This is a genomic window from Ornithinimicrobium ciconiae (assembly GCF_007197575.1).
In the GTDB taxonomy this organism is placed as follows: Bacteria; Actinomycetota; Actinomycetes; order Actinomycetales; family Dermatophilaceae; genus Ornithinicoccus; species Ornithinicoccus ciconiae.
The window spans coordinates 1,857,103-1,877,098 of record NZ_CP041616.1 but is presented as its reverse complement, the minus strand read 5'-3'; the positions used below and the strand labels follow the sequence as shown (position 1 = coordinate 1,877,098).

At 69.3% G+C, this 19,996-nt stretch carries 20 protein-coding genes; 12 read left to right on the top strand and 8 right to left on the bottom strand.

Annotated elements, in window-relative coordinates; genetic code table 11:
• The first annotated feature begins 7 nt into the window (after positions 1-7).
• Positions 8-796 (top strand): hypothetical protein, encoded by a 789-nt coding sequence (locus FNH13_RS08540; protein WP_143783061.1) that lies wholly within the window; start codon positions 8-10, stop codon positions 794-796.
• Positions 797-884: 88 nt separating this feature from the next.
• Here the strand turns inward: FNH13_RS08540 and FNH13_RS08535 are convergent, their stop codons facing one another.
• Entirely contained in the window at positions 885-1,676 is a 792-nt protein-coding gene (locus FNH13_RS08535) for a hypothetical protein (RefSeq protein WP_143783060.1), read from the bottom strand.
• A 234-nt stretch (positions 1,677-1,910) separates the two neighbouring features.
• Here FNH13_RS08535 and FNH13_RS08530 point away from each other — a divergent pair, with 234 nt between their 5' ends.
• Positions 1,911-3,245 carry a hypothetical protein gene (locus tag FNH13_RS08530; RefSeq protein WP_143783059.1) on the top strand — a complete coding sequence of 445 codons (1,335 nt, stop codon included), beginning with the start codon at positions 1,911-1,913 and terminating at the stop codon, positions 3,243-3,245.
• A gap of 9 nt (positions 3,246-3,254) precedes the next feature.
• Here FNH13_RS08530 and FNH13_RS08525 read toward each other — a convergent pair whose 3' ends face one another.
• Genes FNH13_RS08525 through FNH13_RS08515 form a run of 3 tightly spaced genes read right to left on the bottom strand, consistent with a single transcriptional unit; the run spans position 3,255 to position 6,632 of the window.
• The gene (locus FNH13_RS08525) at positions 3,255-4,193 is read right to left on the bottom strand and encodes a DMT family transporter (protein ID WP_228266664.1); all 939 of its coding nucleotides are present in this window, start codon (positions 4,191-4,193) and stop codon (positions 3,255-3,257) included.
• Positions 4,186-5,199: a glutathione S-transferase family protein gene (locus FNH13_RS08520; protein WP_143783058.1), complete on the bottom strand. Its 1,014-nt coding sequence runs from the start codon at positions 5,197-5,199 to the stop codon at positions 4,186-4,188. Before FNH13_RS08520 ends, FNH13_RS08525 begins: the two co-directional genes overlap by 8 nt.
• 2 nt (positions 5,200-5,201) lie before the next feature.
• Positions 5,202-6,632: a dipeptidase gene (locus FNH13_RS08515; RefSeq protein WP_228266663.1), complete on the bottom strand. Its 1,431-nt coding sequence runs from the start codon at positions 6,630-6,632 to the stop codon at positions 5,202-5,204.
• A gap of 39 nt (positions 6,633-6,671) precedes the next feature.
• Here FNH13_RS08515 and FNH13_RS08510 point away from each other — a divergent pair, with 39 nt between their 5' ends.
• The gene (locus tag FNH13_RS08510) at positions 6,672-7,259 is read left to right on the top strand and encodes a DUF3043 domain-containing protein (RefSeq protein ID WP_228266662.1); all 588 of its coding nucleotides are present in this window, start codon (positions 6,672-6,674) and stop codon (positions 7,257-7,259) included.
• Positions 7,260-7,262: 3 nt separating this feature from the next.
• On the opposite strand, the gene FNH13_RS08505 is transcribed toward FNH13_RS08510, so the two are convergent.
• Positions 7,263-7,484: a hypothetical protein gene (locus FNH13_RS08505; RefSeq protein ID WP_143783057.1), complete on the bottom strand. Its 222-nt coding sequence runs from the start codon at positions 7,482-7,484 to the stop codon at positions 7,263-7,265.
• 91 nt (positions 7,485-7,575) lie between these two features.
• Between FNH13_RS08505 and FNH13_RS08500 the strand changes: the two genes are divergently transcribed.
• From FNH13_RS08500 to FNH13_RS08475, 6 genes are all read left to right on the top strand, one after another.
• Positions 7,576-8,199, top strand: coding sequence for a DUF937 domain-containing protein (locus FNH13_RS08500; protein ID WP_143783056.1), 624 nt, complete (start codon positions 7,576-7,578; stop codon positions 8,197-8,199).
• A gap of 77 nt (positions 8,200-8,276) precedes the next feature.
• A complete protein-coding gene (locus FNH13_RS08495; RefSeq protein WP_143783055.1) occupies positions 8,277-9,458 on the top strand; it encodes an SCO2322 family protein in 1,182 nt (393 codons plus the stop codon).
• 115 nt (positions 9,459-9,573) lie between these two features.
• A complete protein-coding gene (locus FNH13_RS08490) occupies positions 9,574-10,155 on the top strand; it encodes a bifunctional adenosylcobinamide kinase/adenosylcobinamide-phosphate guanylyltransferase (protein ID WP_143783054.1) in 582 nt (193 codons plus the stop codon).
• 87 nt (positions 10,156-10,242) lie between these two features.
• Positions 10,243-10,857, top strand: coding sequence for a carboxymuconolactone decarboxylase family protein (locus tag FNH13_RS08485; protein ID WP_202878907.1), 615 nt, complete (start codon positions 10,243-10,245; stop codon positions 10,855-10,857).
• Positions 10,854-11,723 carry an RNA polymerase sigma-70 factor gene (locus tag FNH13_RS08480; RefSeq protein ID WP_228266661.1) on the top strand — a complete coding sequence of 290 codons (870 nt, stop codon included), beginning with the start codon at positions 10,854-10,856 and terminating at the stop codon, positions 11,721-11,723. Before FNH13_RS08485 ends, FNH13_RS08480 begins: the two co-directional genes overlap by 4 nt.
• A 39-nt stretch (positions 11,724-11,762) precedes the next feature.
• The gene (locus FNH13_RS08475) at positions 11,763-13,106 is read left to right on the top strand and encodes a glycerate kinase (protein ID WP_202878906.1); all 1,344 of its coding nucleotides are present in this window, start codon (positions 11,763-11,765) and stop codon (positions 13,104-13,106) included.
• A 71-nt stretch (positions 13,107-13,177) separates the two neighbouring features.
• Here the strand turns inward: FNH13_RS08475 and gcvT are convergent, their stop codons facing one another.
• Positions 13,178-14,278 carry a glycine cleavage system aminomethyltransferase GcvT gene (gcvT, locus tag FNH13_RS08470; RefSeq protein ID WP_143783052.1) on the bottom strand — a complete coding sequence of 367 codons (1,101 nt, stop codon included), beginning with the start codon at positions 14,276-14,278 and terminating at the stop codon, positions 13,178-13,180.
• Positions 14,279-14,355: 77 nt separating this feature from the next.
• Here gcvT and FNH13_RS08465 point away from each other — a divergent pair, with 77 nt between their 5' ends.
• A complete protein-coding gene (locus tag FNH13_RS08465; RefSeq protein WP_143783051.1) occupies positions 14,356-15,852 on the top strand; it encodes a leucyl aminopeptidase in 1,497 nt (498 codons plus the stop codon).
• Positions 15,853-15,935: 83 nt separating this feature from the next.
• Here the strand turns inward: FNH13_RS08465 and FNH13_RS08460 are convergent, their stop codons facing one another.
• Both FNH13_RS08460 and FNH13_RS08455 read right to left on the bottom strand, forming a co-directional pair.
• Positions 15,936-16,145: a DUF5302 domain-containing protein gene (locus FNH13_RS08460; protein WP_143783050.1), complete on the bottom strand. Its 210-nt coding sequence runs from the start codon at positions 16,143-16,145 to the stop codon at positions 15,936-15,938.
• Between the two features lie 81 nt (positions 16,146-16,226).
• Positions 16,227-16,580 (bottom strand): hypothetical protein, encoded by a 354-nt coding sequence (locus FNH13_RS08455; protein WP_228266660.1) that lies wholly within the window; start codon positions 16,578-16,580, stop codon positions 16,227-16,229.
• A 55-nt stretch (positions 16,581-16,635) separates the two neighbouring features.
• On the opposite strand from FNH13_RS08455, the gene lpdA reads away from it, so the two are divergent.
• The gene (gene lpdA / locus FNH13_RS08450; protein WP_143783049.1) at positions 16,636-18,024 is read left to right on the top strand and encodes a dihydrolipoyl dehydrogenase; all 1,389 of its coding nucleotides are present in this window, start codon (positions 16,636-16,638) and stop codon (positions 18,022-18,024) included.
• An 83-nt stretch (positions 18,025-18,107) separates the two neighbouring features.
• Positions 18,108-19,991, top strand: a complete 1,884-nt coding sequence (gene sucB / locus FNH13_RS08445; protein WP_143783048.1) for a 2-oxoglutarate dehydrogenase, E2 component, dihydrolipoamide succinyltransferase — start codon at positions 18,108-18,110, stop codon at positions 19,989-19,991.
• Positions 19,992-19,996: the final 5 nt, after the last annotated feature.

The window sequence follows — 19,996 nt, the reverse complement described above, 5'->3', positions numbered from 1 at the left end:
CCACCGCATGGCCACCGAGACCAACACGTCGGGATCGCGCCCAGCTCGCCGCACTATCGTCAAGGGCGCCGCCTGGGCAGTGCCTGCCGTGGTGGTGGCCTCTGCCGCACCGGCGATGGCCGCCTCGTCCGTACCGCCGCCGCCGGTCTTCGACTTCTCCAACGCGTACAAGAATCCGGGCAATAGTTGCACGACCTCGTGTGTTCCCAAGCAGTCCTACGGGGTGCCGGTGACGGTGGCGAACCCATCTGACGAGGACTTCTACATAAAGTTCACGTCGTACACGATCGGGACGACGCCGGTTGGCGTCCACAGCGTTGTAACAAATCCCGCTACCTGTGCGCCAGTAAACACAGGGTGCACCGTTGGCACTTGCGGGACCACCAGCACTAATTCCGTCTGCATCCCTGCGGGGGCTGGTTCAGTGACTTTCTACGTCACGTCGGGAGGCTATGGAAGCAGTCCGAATGAAGGCCAGGCCATCGGCTGGGAGTGGATCCGGAAGAGCGACTGCATGGTGGAGCGTGAAGGCGTTACGACGTCTGCCGTCTCGCCTCCTGGCTGCACAGACTCCATCTCAGAGCCTAGTTCCGTGGCCGAAGAGCCCGCTGTCGAGACTGAGACGCCGATCGAGACCGTCGAGGAGCCAACTGTCGAAGCACCTGCCATTGAGGAGCCCGCAGTGGAGGCACCCGTAGTCGAGGAGACCGAGCCGGTCGAGGAGCAGACGGTGGACACCGCTGAGGTGACTTCCGCTCCCGACGTCAGCACAGACGAGTCGACCGAGAACAACTGACGTCGAGTTCACACGAAGGGCGCTCCCCACGCGGGGAGCGCCCTTTGTTGTGTCCCGCGCGGCGCGAGCCGAAACCCACGCCACGGGCTCACTCCAGCGGCTGTAGCGCGCTGTTGATCACGATCTGGTCCGGAGTCAGCCAGGGCGAGACCAGTTCGTGGATCCGGTCGACGGTCGCCTGGTCCGCGAGAGTCACATAGGCACTCGGCACGCCGGTCACTCCGCCGCTGCCGGCTCCTAGAAGTTGCAGTTCGTCCCACTCAGCGCTGAGCGCCTCCTGCGCAGCCCGCGCATCCTCCTCTGAGGGCAGGTCCCGCTGGACGACGCAGAGCGGCCCCTGGAAGACCTCACGCAAGGCCGCGCGCGCGGTCTCCGGGTCGGAGTTGACCACCACGTTCATCAGTGGGCCACCATCGGAGACCCACGAAGTGACATAGCCGTCGAGGGTGTGAAGCCGTTCCTGGAGCGCCTGTTCCTCGTCGAAACCTCCGCTTCCCTCTGTCCGCGCGGCCTGGTCGACATCGGCGATGTCCGCCGTGGGATCGTCACACAGCTGCGGAAAACCCGTGTCCTCGAACTCTGGCGGGGTGAAACCATCGGGCGGGTCAGCACTGACCGGCCGGGTCAACGCGATCGTGCCCTCATCGGCCTCTCCTGCGGTGTAGTGCCCCACCGCGAAGTAGGACTCGTCGGTCCAGGTGACCCCGCTCTGTGACCGTGCCTCCACTGTGTCCCAGTCGAACTCACCCTCCAGCGTCGGGCCGCTGCACTGGGGCGGGAGCGACTCAGCCACTCCCCCGATGCAGATCTCGACGTCGGCTGACGGCTCCCGCTGCATGAGTATGCCGTGTGCCACCAGCTCCACACCGGGATCGATCACCGGGCTTGAGGAACTGCTCGCTGACCCCGTCGTGGTGAACGCGCCATCACCCGTCGATGTCGACCGATCCCCAGCCGGTGGTGCGGTCTCCGAGCCGCACCCAGCAAGAGCCATCGTCACAGCACCCGCCGCCACCAACGCCGACCATCTCATCGCACCCCTCACTCCGTCGTGGGCATCAGGGCCGTCCGCCAGATGCAACACTACTGCGGTGGCCAACGGGGGAGATTCTTAGTGTCTGAGTCCAAGACTGGCGCCGCGGTGCGGATGGCGACGGACGCTCCATCCGAGAAGGGTGTGTCCTTCACCGACCTCGAGGCCGCGCTGGGCCGCGATGTCCCGTCGGTGCGTGGACGGATCCGCGGAGAGGGCATCGAGCGCGTCGCGCGACTCCTGCTGAGCGCTGCGCCCGTCATCGCTTTCCTGGCTCCCCTGGGATGGCCGGACCAGCTCGGGATCGGGAGACCCGGTCTGGTGCCCTGGCTGATCCTTGGCGAGACCCTCGAGAGGGTCGTGATCGTCTGCTTCTTCCTGGCCCTGAGCGCACAGACGTGGACCCTGCTCTCCTGGTGGCATCTCGGCCGCCGCCGTGAACTGCTGGGCATCATCTCCTCGGTGATCGCCCTTCTGGTCGGCGTCCTGTGGCTTGCGTGGCTGTCGCCCTCACCCGCAATGGGATCAGTGCAACCGGACGTGGTGCGGCCCCCGGTGGTGGCCACCGTCGTCCTCGCAGCGGTGGCCCTCGGAGCGCAACTGTTCGCCTCGCGACCGGGGACCGTGCACTCCGTCCGTGCCCAGGCGCGCGGCGCGCTGATGCGGGTCCTACCCCCGGAGCAACAGGAGTCCCTCATCGCAGAGCGTCGTGAGGTCCTCGACGTGCTGCGCACGCGTCAACTCATCGACCAGGCCACCGCCGACCGTGCCGCGGCCCTGCCCCTCGGTGACTGGTGGACCCTGGATACAGACAAGCCACGAGGGCCCTACCGTCGAAGTCTCGCCGCAGAGGGGTCCGCCGGATCCGAACGGCGGAGCATGCCGAGCAGCTTCACCAACTCGACCATGGCGCTGCGCTGCCTCAAGGCCGTCGCACTGGTCGCCCCGTTCGGGATGATGCTGCTGCCCATCGGCAACCCGGGCATCGACGGGAGCGGGGGCGGCATGCGCTCGGTGATGGAGTCCGACGGGTTCCGGGGCGACACCCTGGTCACCATGGCGCTGTTCTGCGCCACGGCCGGTGTCATCGGTCAGGTGTGGACCATCTTTGACTGGTGGCGCCTGGGTCGGCGAGGTGATGGCCTGTGGTTGGCCTGGTCGTGGACCGCGCTGGGGTCCGCCGTGGTCACGCTCGTCATCTTCCCGTTCTTCCTCACCGGATCCTGGCGCATGCACGTGCTCACCGGGCCCATCCTGGCCGTCGCCATCAGCGCGGCCGTGGCTCTCGTGCTGCTCTATGCCGCATCGGTGCCCGGCACCGTGCACGAGGTGCGCGAGGCAGGGCGGGCCGAGGATCTGGCCAACGGGCACCGCGTGCCCGACCCGACACCCGAGCCGACAGCGGACCAGAACTGACAGGGGACGTCAGTGCGCGGACACAGCCGAGGGCTGTTGGACCACGCCGGTCCGCGACGCACGCGCCTCGTGCAGCGTCAGGCCCGTCACGGAGAGCACCACGATCGCGACCCCGAGCCACCTGCTCCAGGTCAGGGTCGTGTCCATGAGGGTGACGCCGACCAGGACCGAGGTCACCGGGAACATCAGCTCCGCCAGGGTGGCCCGAGACGCCGCCGTGCGGCGCAGTCCGATGTAGTAGAGCCCCAGCGCCAGCGCCCCGGGGATCAACGCCAGCACCAACAACTGCGGCACCCGGTCCATCGGCATCGTCCATCCTGACCCGGACACCGCCACGATCACGGCAGCCGCGGGCAGCCCGAAGCCGAACCGCAGGGCCAGGGTGTCCTTGGGACCGAGGTGTCCGTCGACTAGGCGGCCGAGCACCGTGCCGGCACCCCACAGGGTCGCCGCACCTAGCGCCAGCAGGGCCGCCGTGGCGTCACCGATGCGCACCGAGAACGGCTCGGGGAAGGTCATCAGCCAGGCCCCGGCCAGCGCCGGGACCGCGAACCACCAGAACCGCGGCCGCAACCGCTCCCCCAGGATGACCGCAGCCAGCAGGATCGCGACCAACGGCTGCAGCTTCTGCAGGATCTGCGGGGTGATCGGGTCACCGAGGCGGAAGGCCGCGGTGAACAGGGTCGTGGCCAGCGCAGAGGAGCCCGCACCGATCACCACGGCACCGACGCGCACCCGCGGGGGTGCCGTCGACCAGCGCCGCAGCGCCGGGATCAGCCACGGCAGGAGCAGTAGGACCAGGACCAGGTGCTCATACATCACGATCGTCGCGGCATCCAGCACCATCGCCAGCGGCTCACGCAGCAGCGCCGAGGTGCCCCAGAAGCACGCCGCGAGCGCGACGACCCAGGTCAGGTCGCTGCGGTCACCGGCCCTGGTGTCAGCCACGGTCCTGCTCCAGCGACGGGACCTCTTCACCGGCGGCGACCGAGCCGGGCGGGGCGCCCTGGCCGAACGGCATACCGCCGAGGGCCTCGCGCCCGTGCTCGGTCAGCCACCCGGAGGGGTCCGGCCCCTTGGGCACGATGGCAGTCGGGTTAATGTCGGTGTGCACCTCGTAGTAGTGCGCCTTGATGTGCTCGAAGTTGACGGTGTCGCCAAAGCCGGGGGTCTGGAAGAGGTCGCGCGCATAGGCCCACAGGACCGGCATCTCGGAGAGCTTGGACCGGTTGCACTTGAAGTGTCCGTGATAGACCGCGTCAAAGCGCACGAGCGTGGTGAAGAGCCGGATGTCGGCCTCGGTGATCGTCTCCCCCACCAGATAGCGCTGCGTCGCCAGTCGCTCCTCCAGCCAGTCAAGGCGGGCGAAGAGCCGGTCATAGGCCTTCTCGTAGGACTCCTGCTTTCCCGCGAAACCGCAGCGGTAGACGCCATTGTTGACGTCCTGATAGATCAGCTCGGCGACCTCGTCGATCTCCGCGCGCAGCGCCTCGGGATAGAGATCGGGCGCGTTGTCGCGGTGGAAGGCCGTCCACTCCGTGGAGAAGTCCAGCGTGATCTGCGCGAAGTCGTTGGTCACCACCTGCCCGGTCGTGGTGTCCACGATGGCGGGCACCGTCACGCCGGGCTTGTAACCGTCCGGCCGGGCCTCGTAGGCGTCCTTGAGCTTGGCGATGCCGAGCACCGGGTCCACTCCCCCGGGGTCGAGGTCAAACGTCCAGCTGTCCGAGTCGTGCGTCGGTCCGGCGACCGCCATCGACAGCACCGTCTCCAGCCCGAGCAGGCGGCGCACGATCGTCGTGCGGTGCGCCCACGGACAGGCCCGGCTCACCGCGAGGCGGTAACGGCCCGCCTCGACCGGGAAGCCGTCGCGTCCGTCAGCGGTGATCCGCGTCGGGATGTAGCGGGTGTCCCGCTCGAAGGACTCCTCGACATATGTGCCTTGGCCAGCCATCATCACTCCATGCGTTCGGTGGGGTTGGAAGCGCCACACGGCGCATTCGGTGAGAGGTTTGTGGCGCCCAGCCGTTCGAGCAGCAGCGCCTCGGCGAGGCAGACACGCTCGAACTCGGCCAGGTGCAGGCTCTCGTTGGCGGCGTGCGCGCGGGTGTCGGGGTCCTCCACACCGGTGACCAGGATCGCCGCGTCCGGGAACCGCTCGGCAAACGAAGCGACGAACGGGATCGACCCGCCGACGCCGATGTCGACCGGCTCGGTGCCGTCCCAGGCGTCGCGGAAGGCCGCACGTGCCTGCTCATAGACGGGTCCCTGCGCATCGGCGGCGAAGCCCTGTCCCTGGTCATCGAGGGTGACGGTCACCTGGCAGCCCCAGGGCGCATTGTCCTCCAGGTGCTTCTTGAGCAGCTCGTATGCCGTGTCCGGCACCTCCGCAGGGTGGATGCGCATCGACAGCTTGGCACGCCCGACCGGGGTGAGCAGGTTGGCGGCCTTGGCCACGCTCGGCGCGTCGATGCCGATCACGGTCATCGACGGCCTGGTCCACAGGCGGGACAGGAACGACCCGGACCCGATGGGCTGCACACCCTCGGCCAGACCGGAGTCGGTGCGCAGCACCTCCTCCGGATAGTCCAGGTCGGCGGCCTCAGAGGTCTGCAACCCCGCCACAGCGACATTGCCCTCCTCATCGTGCAGGGTGGCCAGCAGGCGGGCCAGCGCGGTGAGCCCGTCGGGGACCGCACCACCGAACATGCCGGAGTGCACCCCGTGCTCGAGTGCCTTGACCTCGACCACGACACGGACCAGTCCGCGCAGCGTGGTGGTCAGCGCGGGGACGCCGATCTTCCAGTTCTGGCTGTCGGCCAGCACGATCGCATCAGCCTGCAGGCTCTCGCCGTGCTTCTCCAGGATGGCCGGCAGGGACTGGGAGGCGATCTCCTCCTCGCCCTCGACGAAGACGGTCACCGAGACGGGAGGCTTGCCCCCGTGGGCGCGCAGCGCGGCGACGTGCGCCATGACGCCGGCCTTGTCATCGGCGATGCCGCGGGCATAGAGCCGTCCGTCGATCTCGGTCGGCTCGAACATCGGTGTGTTCCAGTCGGACTCGTCACCGGGGGGTTGCACGTCGTGGTGGGCGTAGAGCAGCACCGTGGGGGCGCCCTCGGGTCCGGGCAGGTGCCCGATCACCGCGGGGCGGCCACCCTCGCGCACGATCCGCACCTCCATGCCCTCTGCGGCGAGCAGGTCGGCCACGGCCTGGGCGGAGTCGTCCACGTGCTGCTGGTCGAAGGAGTCCAGGGAGACCGACGGGATGCGGGTCAACGCCTCGAGGTCGGCGCGCACCGCCGGCATCAGGTCCGCCACCCGAGCGGCCAGCTCGGCGGCGCGGGGGTCGGGACTCGTCGCTGCAGTGGGGTTTTGGGAAGTCACGTGGCCGACGATAGCCGCAGCACGACATACAGTGGTGGGGTGTTCCGCAAGAAAGCCGCCCCCGAGCCAGAGCCGACTCCGATGATCCAGGAGCGCCCGGGCGCCAAGAACCGTCCGACGCCCAAGCGCAGGGACCAGGAGGCCGCCAACAAGCGACCCCTCGTCGGCAACGCCAAGGCGGCCAAGGCTGACGTCAAGACCCGTCAGCGGGCCGAGCGTGAGCAGGTCCGGCAGGGCATGCTGCGCGGCGAGGAGAAGTATCTGCCCAAGCGGGACCAGGGCGGGGCCAAGCGGCTGGCGCGCGACATCGTCGACGCCCGCTGGAACATCGGTGAGTTCCTGCTGCCGCTGATGCTGATCGTGCTGGCCCTGATGCTCTTTGCCGGGACCAACCCGCGGATGCAGTTGCTCATCCTGCCGCTGGTCTATGGCGTGATGGCCATTGGCGTCCTGGACGCCTGGTTCCTCACCCGCCGGGTCAAGAAGCGCGTCACCGAGGAGTTCGGCGAGAGCGCCGCCGGCGGGCTCGGGTGGTATGTCGCGCTCCGCTCCCTGCAGATGCGCATGTCGCGCGTGCCGCGACCCCAGATCAAGCGCGGCGAGCCCGTCGTGGCCCACCGCCGCTGAGGATCACTCCAGGTCGGCCGGGCTCAGACTCATCGGCCCGTAGACCTCCTGGTCGCTGCTGAGCAGCGTCACCGACTTCACCCCGGCGTCGGCCAGGGTGTGCCACTCCTCGGACAGCCACGCCTCAGCCTCGGCCTGGCTCGGGAACGCCACCCCCGTCAGCCCCAGGTCAGGGATCGGATTTCCCTGTGCGTCGCCGTACTGCCATGTGAACACATCGCTCATCCGTTCACCCTACGCACATCGCCGTGGTGGCCTAAAGTCGAGCCGGGCCGGTCCAGAAGGGGCCGACGCACGGATGAGAGGACCACACCAGATGAGCCAGTACGACGAGTTGCTGTCCGCGATCCCCGTCTCCCAGCTCGCGCAGCAGGTGGGTGCAGACGAGGCAGAGGTCTCGGCAGCAGTCCAGCAGGTGCTGCCCGCCCTGGTGGGGGGCCTGAGCGCCAACGCCCGTCAGCCAGAGGGTGCCGCAGCACTGACCAACGCGTTGGGCGACCACACAGAGGGCGACCTCAGTGACCTGAGCAATGTCAACACCGACGACGGCGCCAAGATCGTCAACCACATCTTCGGCAGCCAGGGTGACGCCGTGGTCAACCAGCTGGGCGGCCTCGGCGGCGGCGCCGGTGGTGGGCTGATCAAGAAGCTGCTGCCGATCCTCGCGCCGATCGTGCTCTCCTTCCTGGCCAAGAAGCTCAGCGGTAATGGTGGCCTGGGCGGAGCAATGGGTGACATTCTCGGCGGAGCCACCGGTGGCTCACCGGCACCGACCCAGTCGGACGCGGCGCCGCAGGCTCCGGCCGGTCAGGGCGGCGTCGGGGACCTGCTCGGCGACCTGCTCGGCGGCGCGATGGGCCAGAGCCCGCAGGGCCAGGGAGGCCAGGGCGGGTTCGGCCTGGACGACCTGCTGGGCGGGCTGCTCGGCGGCAAGAAGTAACGTCGGGGGCCGCTGCACTGGCAGGGGCCCGGCACAGCATCCAGGCGCGTCATGGGCCACCTGACTAAGGTTGGCCCATGACGCGCTTTCGTCGGCTCGCTGCCGCCCTCGCTCTGGCTCTCGTCGCGGCCCTGATGGCCCCCGGCGCCGCGCACGCGGTGGGTTATCAGTTCTGGGGCTTCTTCCAGCTCACCGACGACGAGTGGGGCTTCGCCTCCGAGGGGGCCGGCACCTTCGTGCCCGACGACGGCACGGTCGAGGGCTATCGGTTCGCGGTGTCCGCAGACGACGACGTGCGGGTGCCGCGCGGGGTCCTGACCTTTGACGAGATCTGCGCGGACACCCCGGCCGAGGACGGCATGAAGCGCATCGGCGTCGTCGTCGACCCCGGTCGCGACGTCGATGCCCCCGAGGGTGAGACCCCGTTCGACCCCGGCGCGCAGTGCGTGGTGGCCGACACGGACGCCACCTCCCAGCAGGTGCTGGAGATCGCCGCCCAGGACCTGCGCACCGATGACGGCGGCTTCATCTGTGGCATCGGCGGTTTCCCCTCCGCCGGCGGCTGTGGCGACGAGATCGCCGAGCCCACCCCGGAGCAACTCGCCGAGGACGACGAGATCGAGATCCCGGTGATTGCTGCCGGCGAGCCGATCATCGCCCTTCCCGGTGAGGGCGGCGGGGAGGCGACCGACGAGCCGACGGCCACGGAGGATCCCACCGACGAGCAGACCGGCGGGGAGACCACCGACCCGGCCGCCACCGACGACGCGACGACCGATGACGCAATGACCGATGACGCGGCGACGGACGAGGGCACCGGGGAGGAGACCGAGGACGCCACCACCGATGAGGAGGCCACGGACGAGGCGACAGATGAGGCGACCGAGGAGGACTCGGCCGCGCCGACCCCCGACGAGGCGAGCGATGTCGAGGACGGATCTGGCGGCATACCGCCCTGGGTCTGGATCGTTGGGGTCGTCGCCATCGTGGGCCTGCTCGCGTGGGTCGCGACCGCGGCCCGCAACCGGCGCGGCGAGGACGCCCTGGGCGAGGACGGCTACGGCGAGGGCGACGTCCGCTATCCCGACGACCAGGGCTACCCCGGCAGCGGGCAACGCCAAGACGACCAGGGCTACCCCGACGACCAGAGTTACCCCGACGACCAGGGTTACCCCGGCGACCAGGGCTACCCCGGCGACGGGCACCACCCCGATGACCAGGGCTACCCCGACGACCAGGGCGGTCCGCCACGCCCCTGACAACCCGCGACCAGCAGTTTTCACAGGACTGCCCAGTCACGGCACCCGCGACCATTCGGGGGAAGATCGCGTCCACTAAGGTGTGCTTCACCCCCGTCATTAGAGGTCTCGCAACATGTCAACAACGCTCGTGCTGGGTGCAGCACGCAATGGCAAGTCCGACTACGCAGCCGCCTTGCTGGCCGCTCACCCTTCGATCACCTACGTCGCCACTGGCCCCAAGGTGGCAGACGCCCCGGACCAGGCCTGGTCGGCGCGGGTGCGCGAGCTGCGCGCCCAGCGTCCGGAGGGCTGGGACACGATCGAGACGACCCAGCTGACGCGAGCCCTGCTGCAGTCCCGCAAACCGGTGCTCATCGACACGCTGTCGCACTGGGTGTGGCAGCTGCTCGACAGTCAGGACTTGTGGCGCTCGGACGAGCAGGCGATTGGGACGCTGGAGCCTGTGATCGACGAGTTGCTGGTGGTCTATCGCTCACTCCCCCAGGAGGTCGTCGCGATCTCCGACGAGGTGGGCTGGGGCGGTGAGGCAATGACCGGACGCGAGTCGACCTACCGACATGCGCTGTCCTACGTCAACAACAGGTTCAGTGCGGTGAGTGAGCGGGTCCACCTCATCGTCGGTGGCCGGGTCGTGGACCTCAGCGACGCCCCGTCCGTGCTCAGCAGCACGCACAGCTCCGCACTGTCCCGCTGACCCCGGGCGCGCCAGGGCGCGCCAGGGCGCGCCAGGTCACAGCTCCGCCGACCGCGGTGTCACAGATCGGGACCGCACGGTGTCTTCATGGTCAGCCGCCCCACCCGGGGGCGTCCGAGCATTGAGGAGCACCGCATATCCAGCACCTTCCGCATCCCCCAGGCCGACCTGAGCACCCTGGTCGGCAGGGCGCTGAGCGCCTACGCCCGGCGCACCTACGGCGCCGTCCCCGACTTCGCCTACGTCCTGCTCCACCACGGCCCCCTCACCCGTGCCCTGCTGGGGTTTGAGCGCCGGGTCGCTAAGCTGTCCGCGTGCGACCCGCACCTGAAGACCTATGCCGTCATGGCCTCCGCGGCCACCATCGGGTGCACCTGGTGCCTGGACTTCGGCTACTTCATGGCCCACACCGACGGGCTGGACGAGGACAAGGCCCGCCAGGTCCCGGTCTGGCGGCAGAGCAGCGTCTTCACCGATCTCGAGCGCGACGTCATGGCCTATGCCGAGGCGATGAGCCGCACCCCGTTGGAGGTGACCGATGAGATGGTCACCTCCCTGCACGAGCGCCTCGGCTCGGCCGCCCTGGTGGAGCTCACCCAGCTGATCGCGGTGGAAAACATGCGGTCCCGCGCCAACTCGGCGATGGGCCTGTCCTCCCAGGGTTTTGCAGACTCCTGCGACCTGGCACCGTTGGCCCAGTGAGCGACCCCTTCCACGATCACCGCAGCCTGCTTTTCACGGTGGCCTACGAGATGCTCTCCTCGGCCGCCGACGCCGAGGACGTCGTGCAGGAGACCTGGCTGCGCTGGGCTGACGTGGATCGCTCCACCGTCCGTGACCCGCGTGCCTATCTCGTGCGGATCGTCACCCGGCAGGCGCTCAACCGGCTGCGCACCCTCCACCGCCGCCGCGAGACCTATGTGGGTCCGTGGCTGCCCGAGCCGCTGCTCACCGGGCCTGACGTGGCCGACGACGTCGAGCTGGCGGACTCGGTGTCCACGGCGATGCTGATGGTCCTAGAGACCCTCTCCCCCACCGAGCGGGCCGTCTTCGTCCTGCGTGAGGTGTTTGGTTTTGAGTATGCCGAGATCGCCGCGGCGGTGGACAAGTCGCCGGCGGCCGTGCGTCAGGTCGCGAGCCGGGCCGGGCGTGCGGTGCGCAGCCGACGCCCCGAGCCGGCCGCGAACTCGCAGGTCGAGCAGGTCATGCGACTCTTCCTCGACGCCGCTGCGGGTGGGGACCTGCAGCCGCTCATGGAGGTCCTCGCCCCGGACGTCGTGCTGTTCTCCGACGGCGGCGGCCTCAAGCAGGCGGCCTTGCGGCCGATCCACGGGGCGGACAAGGCGCTGCGCTGGATGGCCGCGGTCTTCGGCAAGTATCCGGACCTGATGACCTATGACCTCGCCATGGTCAACGGGCAGCCGGCCCTGCGCTTCTTTGGTGACGGGGTGCTTGACGTGGTGGCGACCATCCGGGTCGAGGGCGGTCTGGTCACCGCCCTCTATCTGGTGCGCAACCCCGAGAAGCTGGCCCATGCGCACGGGGACGCGGCGCAGCTGTCCCGCTGACAGCGACTAGGTTTGGCCCTCACAGACGGAGGAGGTCAGGTGCCCCCAGCCGATCGCCGGGTGTCCAGCTCGCAGGTGCCGCGGATCCTCGTCGCGCCGGACTCGCAGACGCCGCGGATCCTCGTCGCGCCGGACAAGTTCAAGGGCACCCTCACCGGCGCCGCGGCGGCCGCCGCCATGACCGCCGGGGTGCTCTCCGTGGCTCCCGGAGCTCACGTGGAGCAGTTCACTCTCGCCGACGGCGGGGAGGGCACGGTCGAGACGGTCCTGGCGACCGGGGCCACCCGGCACACGTGCACCGTGCCCGGCCCCCTGGGTGACCCGGTCGAGGCGACCTTTGCCCTCCTCGGGGACACCGCGGTGCTGGAGTCCGCCCAGGCCTGCGGCCTGCAGCTGCTCGCAGGGGTGACTGCACGAGGTGGCCCTGTCCCGAGACGGGTGGCTGAGTCATCTGGTGACTCAGCCACCCGTGCTTCGACACCCGGACCCGAGACCGCGTTGCGGGCGAGCAGCGCCGGCCTCGGCACCCTGGTCGGACAGGCCTGGGCCACGGGAGCGACCCGCATCATCGTGGGCCTGGGCGGCGTCGCCACCACTGACGGCGGGGTCGGGCTCGCCTCGTCGCTCGGGGTGCGCTTCGTGGATGCCCGCGGCATCGCTGTGGCGCCCGGCGAGCTCGAGCAGGTGGCGGCGATCGACCTGCGCGGCCTGGATCCACGGGTCCATGAGACCACCTTCGTGGCCGCCACCGACGTCACCAATCCGTTGCTCGGGCCCACCGGGGCGGCCGCGGTCTATGCGCCGCAGAAGGGTGCCGGGCCGCACGAGGTGGAGTTGCTGGAGCGGGGTCTGCGCACCGTCGCGGAACGTGTGGAGGCTGCCACCCATCACCACAGCACCCTCCGTGCCCGAGGCAGCACCCTCCGTGCCCGAGACAGCACCCTGCGTGCCCGAGATAGCACCCTCCGTGCCCGAGATCTCCCGGGGGCCGGCGCTGCGGGCGGCCTCGGCTGGGGTCTGGTGACCTTCCTGGGCGCTTCGATCCGGTCCGGCGGGGAGCTGGTGATGGACCTGATCGGTGTCCCCGCAGCGCTGGACCGGGCGGACCTGGTGCTGACCGGAGAGGGCACCCTGGATGCCCAGAGCCGCTTTGGCAAGGGGCCTGTCGCGCTCGCACAGCTCGCTGCCGCCTGTGGCGTGCCCACGATCGCCGTCGCCGGGGCCGTCGATGCCGTCCCGGACACCCATCATCACGAGGCGGGTTTCGCCGCCGTGTGGTCCCTAGTCGACGAACTCGGCGCGGACGCTGCACTGCACGACGCGGCCTCGAGCCTGACAGAGGTCACCGCTCGCGCCGTCCGCGACTGGCTAGCACGCGCCTGATCGCACTGCCCGGCCGGCTGTCGCGATCTCACCCCTCACACCGAGCCCGGCTGCTCAGTCGCAGCGTGGGGTCACTCCCGGACGCCGACGTCCACGAACGGAGGCTTCTTCACCTGCGCCGTCACGTCGCGGCCACGGACGTCGATGACCACATCGTCGCCCTCGACGGCCGAGCGGTCCAGCAGCGCCAGGGCCACGCCCTTGCCGAGCGTGGGCGAGAAGGTGCCCGAGGTGACGGTGCCGATGACGGTCCCGTCGCCGGTCCGCACCTCGCAGCCCGGGCGCGGGATGCCGCGGCCGGTGACGTCCAGGCCCCAGGAGATGCGGGTGTCCTTGGCCTCCTTCTGAGCCTCGAGCGCGTCCTTGCCCCAGAAGGTGTCCTTCTTCCAGCCCACGGCCCACCCGGTGCGGGCCATGACCGGGGTGATCTCGGTGGACAACTCGTTGCCGTGCAGCGCATAACCCATTTCGGTGCGCAGCGTGTCCCGCGCGCCGAGGCCGGCAGGTGCTCCGTCATAGGGCTTCATCGCGACCACCAGGGCGTCCCACAAGTCGCCGGTCGCGGCCCAGGCCGGCAGCAACTCATAGCCGCGCTCGCCGGTGTAACCGGTGCGGCAGACGATGACCGGCAGCCCCTCCCAGGTCGCCTCGACATAGGTCATGTAGTCGTGGCCGACCGGCAGACCGAGGGCGGTGAGCACCTCGTCGCTCTGGGGGCCCTGGACCGCCAGGACGCCGTAGTCGGTGTGCTGGTTGATGACCTCGATGCCCTCGGGGGCCGCCTCGGTCAGCATCCGCACGACCTCGGAGTTGTTGGCGGCGTTGGGGATGAGGAAGATCTCCTCGTCCGAGCGCAGATACTGGATCAGGTCGTCGACCACGCCGCCCTCGGAGTTGCAGCACATCGTGTACTGCGCCTGGCCGACCTCGATCCGACCCAGGTCGTTGGTGAAGCAGTTGTTGACGAAGTCCCGCGCCCCCGGACCCCGCACCAGCGCCTTGCCGAGGTGGCTGACGTCAAACAGGCCCACCCGCTCACGGACGGCGGTGTGCTCAGCCTTCACCCCGGCATACTCAATGGGCATCTGCCACCCGCTGAAGTCGGCCATCTTGGCCCCGAGGGCCAGGTGACGATCATGGACGGGCGAGGTCTTGTGCGAGTCGGCTGCCATGCGTCACACCGTAGTCCCCCGTGCAGTTAGGCTCAATGCACCCTGCGACCTGTCAATGACGACTGAAACGGACACCGATGACCACCATCACACTGACTGACGGCAAGTTCGCGAGCGCCAAGGTTGACGCTCTCGTCCTGGCTTCGACCACCGGGGAGGACGGCGCGGTCCTGGCTGAGGGCACCGATCTGCCCAAGAACACCCAGGCCTACGTGACCGAGCACCTGAGCACGACCGGGGCGAGCGGCAAGGCCGACGAGGTCGTCAAGCTCGCAGGGGTGCCCGGTGTCGGCGCCAAGCTGGTCCTGGTCGTGGGCACCGGCAAGGCCGACGCGAGCGTGCCGGACCCGGCCGAGCGTTATCGCCGCGCTGCCGGGGCCGGGGTGCGTGCCCTGACCGGCAAGGACTCGGCCGTCTTCGCCCTGGGCAGCAGCGAGTATGCCGGGGCCGTCGCCGAGGGCGTCCTGCTCGGCGGCTATGCCTTCCAGACCTTCCTCGGAGAGGGCAAGGCGGCCAAGGCCAAGGCGCCGCTGGCCTCCGCGCAGATCCACGCCAAGGGTCGTCACAAGGGTGACGTCGCCGGGCGCGCAGCCGTCGTCGCCGACGCGGTGCGCTATGCCCGCGACCTGGTCAACACCCCGCCCAACGTGCTCTACCCCGAGACCTTCGCGCAGTCGGTGAGCAACCGGGCCAAGGGCAGCAAGGTCAGCCTCGAGGTCTGGGACGCCGACAAGCTGCAGTCCGAGGGCTGCGGCGGGATCCTGGGCGTCGGGCAGGGCTCTGGTCGCCCGCCGCGGCTGGTCACGATGACCTACAAGCCGCGCGGCGCCAAGGCTCACCTGGCCCTCGTTGGCAAGGGCATCACCTTCGACTCCGGCGGCCTGTGCATCAAGCCCGGCACCGGCATGGTGACCATGAAGTGCGACATGGCCGGTGCTGCCGCCGTGGCCGCCTCGGTGCTGGCCCTGGCCGAGCTCAAGGTGCCGGTCGCGGTGACTGGCTATCTCTGCCTGGCGGAGAACATGACCGGTGACCTGGCCCAGCGCCCCGGCGACATCGTCACGATGCGCGGTGGACGCACCGTCGAGATCATCAACACCGACGCCGAGGGCCGCCTGGTCATGGCCGACGGGATCGCCCTGGCCTCGGAGCAGAAGCCGGACGCCATCGTCGACATCGCCACCCTCACCGGCGCCTGCGTCATCGCGTTGGGCAACCGCACGATGGGTGTCATGGCCAACGACGACGCGCTGCGGGAGCGGGTCACCGAGGCCGCTAACCAGGTCGGCGAGTCCGCCTGGGGCATGCCGCTGCCGGAGGAGATCCGCGGCTCGATGGACTCCCCCGTGGCAGACCTCAAGCACACCGGTGACCGCGCCGGCGGCATGATGGTCGCCGCGAAGTTCCTCGAGGAGTTCGTCGGCAAGAACGACGCCGGCACCGCCATCGACTGGTCGCACATCGACATCGCCGGCCCGGCGTTCAACGAGAAGTCCGCGTGGGGCTACACCCCCACCGGCGGCACAGGCTCAGGTGTCCGGGCCCTCATCGCCCTGGCCGAGTCCTACGCCTGATCGCTGGGAGCGCCCGCTCCTGCGCACAACAAAGCACCCCCGGTCCTGCTGGACCGGGGGTGCTGTGTCACGTGGCTGCGGGCTCAGCCGCCGCTCTTGCGACGGAACATCTGCTGGGCACCGGAGGTCTTGGCACGCGCGGCGTTCTCCACCTTGCCGTGCTCGGAGTGGTCCGAGACGTCCTTGCCGCCGTGCCCCTGCTTGCGGTCCAGCGCCTCGCGGAACTTGCGCTTGACGTCGTCCTCGACATGGTCACTGCCGCTGGTCTGATCTGCTGACTTGTCGTCAGTCATGGGCCACCTCCCGTGGTTGCTGCGTGCCGTCAGCCTGTCATGGACTGGGCGCCCGCACGACTCGTTATCCGCGGACGCGCCTCAGGACTTCTTGTGACGGCGGTTCCACTCGCGCATCCGGGCGGGATAGCCGGTCTGGTTCACGTCATACACCGGGATGCCGAGCAGTCGGCCCAGCTCAAACCCCGCCTTGGGCGTGCCGACGGCCCGGCGCGTCCACTCGCCGTCGGTCGCGATCAGGATCAAGGTGGTGGTGCTGACGTTGGTGGCCGGCTCGACATACGCCTCGACGCCCTTGTGGCTGGCGACCCACCCCTCGGTATAGGCACGCACCGCCTTGTGGTCGATCGCCATGGCCGGACCGTCCTTGCGGCCATCGACCGTCGAGCCGCCCCCGGCAGCACCCTGATTCTTTCGTCGTCTCCACCACGCCATGGGAGGGAGATTACCCTCGGTGGTCCGCTGGCCCAGTGTTTGACAAGATGCTCACATGGCAGACACCCCACCCGATGCAGAGCGCACCTACGACATCGTGATCCTGGGTGGTGGCAGCGGTGGCTATTCGTGCGCGCTGCGCGCTGCGCAGCTGGGCCTGAGCGTGGCCCTGGTCGAGAAGGACAAGCTCGGTGGCACGTGCCTGCACCGCGGCTGCATCCCGACCAAGGCCCTGCTGCACGCCGCCGAGGTCGCCGACTCCGCCCGCACCGGCGCCAAGTTCGGCGTCAACGCCACGCTCGACTCGATCGACCTCGCCACGGTGCACTCCTACAAGGACGGCGTGGTCGGTCGGCTCTACAAGGGCCTGCAGGGCCTGGTCAGCTCGGCCACTATCGAGTATGTCGAGGGGCACGGTCAGCTGACCTCCCCCAGCACCGTGCAGGTCGGCGACCGCACCCTGACCGGCAAGAACGTGGTCCTGGCGACCGGCTCGTACGCCCGCACCATCCCCGGCCTGGAGATCGGCGGCCGGATCATGACCAGTGACCAGGCGATGACGCTGGCCGAGCTGCCAGAGCGTGTCGTGGTGCTCGGTGGTGGCGTGATCGGTGTGGAGTTCGCCTCGGTCTTTGCCTCCTTCGGCGCGCAGGTCACCGTCGTCGAGGCCCTCCCGCGCCTGGTGGCCGCCGAGGACGAGGCCGTGTCCAAGGCGCTGGAGCGGGCTTTCAAGAAGCGCAAGATCACCGCCAAGACCGGCGTGAAGTTCACCGGGGCCACCCAGGACGAGACAAGCGTGCAGGTCACTCTGGAGTCCGGCGACACGATCGAGGCCGACCTGCTGCTGGTGGCCGTCGGTCGCGGCCCGGTCACCGACGGGCTCGGCTTTAAGGAGGCTGGCGTTAGCCTCGACCGCGGTTTCGTCACCACGGACGAGCGGTGCCGCACCGCCGTCGAGGGACTGTATGCCGTGGGAGACATCGTCCCCGGCCTCCAGCTGGCGCACCGCGGGTTCGCCCAGGGTGTCTTCGTGGCCGAGCAGATCGCCGGCCTGGAGCCGACACCGATCGACGAGGCGGGCATCCCACGCGTGACCTACTGCGACCCCGAGATCGCCTCCGTCGGGCTCACCGAGGCCCAGGCCCGCGACAAGCACGGCGAGGTCAGCACCTACGAGTACAACCTCGGCGGCAACGGCAAGTCCCAGATCCTGGGCACCGCTGGCTTCGTAAAGTTGGTGCGTCTGCCCGACGGCCCCGTCGTCGGTGTTCATATGGTGGGTGCCAGGATGGGAGAGCAGGTTGGCGAGGCACAACTGATCTACAACTGGGAGGCACTGCCCGATGAGGTGGCGCAGCTGATCCACGCACACCCCACCCAGAACGAGGCTCTCGGCGAGGCCCACCTGGCTCTCGCTGGCAAGCCGTTGCATGCTCATGCCTGACCGCACCACCGCAACACCGCGCACGTCCTGCCAGATGGCGGGAGAATCCGTAGACTGCAAGGCCCCGGACGAGGAGACGTCGAATGTCTGAACGCGTGACCATGCCGGCCCTGGGTGAGTCCGTCACCGAGGGCACCGTGACCCGCTGGCTGAAGAACGTGGGTGACACCGTCGAGGTCGACGAGCCCCTGCTGGAGGTCTCGACCGACAAGGTCGACACCGAGATCCCATCGCCCATCGCGGGGGTGCTCCAGGAGATCCTCGCCGAGGAGGACGACACCGTCGAGGTCGGCGGCGACCTCGCCGTCATCGGTGACGGCTCCGAGGGTGGTGGCTCCGGTGACGGCGACTCCGAGGCCTCGTCTGAGGCTCCCGCGGAGGAGAGCGCCGAGGAGGCTGAGGCTCCCGCGGAGGAGAGCGCCGAGGAGGCACCCGCCGAGGAGCCGCAGGAGCCCCAGGAGGCCCCGTCCTCCGGTGACGACAGCGGCAGCGATGCTGGCGGTGGCGACAGCGGCGGTGAGACCGTGACCATGCCGGCGCTCGGCGAGTCCGTGACCGAGGGCACCGTCACCCGCTGGCTCAAGGCCGAGGGCGACGACGTCGAGGTCGACGAGCCGCTGCTGGAGGTGTCCACCGACAAGGTCGACACCGAGATCCCCTCCCCCGTCGCGGGCAAGCTCACCAAGATCCTGGCCCAGGAGGACGACACCGTCGAGGTCGGCGGAGACCTCGCGGTCATCGGTGGCTCCGGCGGTGGGTCTGCTCCCGCCGAGGACGAGCCCGCCGCCGAGGAGTCCGCCGCCGAGGAGTCCGCTCCCGAGCCGAGCGAGGACACCGCGGACCTGGCCGAGGACGACAAGCTGCATGAGGAGGCAGCTCAGGAGTCTGCCGAGAAGAGCGGCGCCCCTGCGGAGGAGCCTCCCACCGAGGCACCACCGGCCCCCGAGCCCGCCGAGGCACCCGCGTCCGAGGCACCGGCCGCGTCCAGTTCCGGTGACGACGTCAGCGCCTACGTGACCCCGCTGGTGCGCAAGCTCGCAGCGCAGCACAAGGTGGACCTCAACTCGCTGACCGGCACCGGTGTCGGCGGACGCATCCGCAAGCAGGATGTCCTCGACGCGGCACGCAAGGCCGAGGAGGCTGCCAAGGCCCCAGCGGCTCCGGCCGCCGAGCAGCCGGCGACCGAGCAGCCCGCTGCCCAGGCACCAGCAGCGCCCGCAGCAGGCGGTGGCGCCTCTGGCGCTCCCGCGGCGGCCTCCCCCAAGCGCGGGACCACCGAGAAGATGTCGCGTCTGCGCAAGGTCATCGCCACCCGCATGGTGGAGTCCCTGCAGGTCAGCGCCCAGCTCACGACCGTGGTCGAGGTGGACGTCACCAAGATCGCGCGGCTGCGCAACAAGTCCAAGAACGACTTCCTGGCCAAGGAAGGCGTCAAGCTCTCCTTCATGCCGTTCTTCGTGCTCGCGGCGGTCGAGGCGTTGAAGATCCACCCCAACGTCAACGCCAGCCTCGAGGATGAGTCGATCATCTATCACCCGACCGAGAACGTCGGCATCGCGGTGGACACCGAGAAGGGGCTTATCGTCCCGGTCATCAAGGACGCTGGCGACCTCAACATCGCCGGCATCTCCCGCAAGATCGCGGACCTGGCCGAGCGCACCCGCACCAACAAGGTGCTGCCGGACGAGCTGGGTGGTGGCACCTTCACCATCACCAACACCGGCAGCCGTGGCGCGCTGTTCGACACCCCGATCATCAACCAGCCGCAGGTCGCCATCCTCGGCACCGGATCGGTCGTCAAGCGCCCGGTCGTGGTGATCGACGAGGACGGTGGCGAGACGATCGCCATCCGGTCCATGGTCTACCTGGCCCTGACCTATGACCACCGCATCGTCGACGGTGCGGATGCTGCCCGCTTCCTGACCAGCGTCAAGGAGCGCCTCGAGGAGGGATCCTTCGAGGTCTGAGCAGA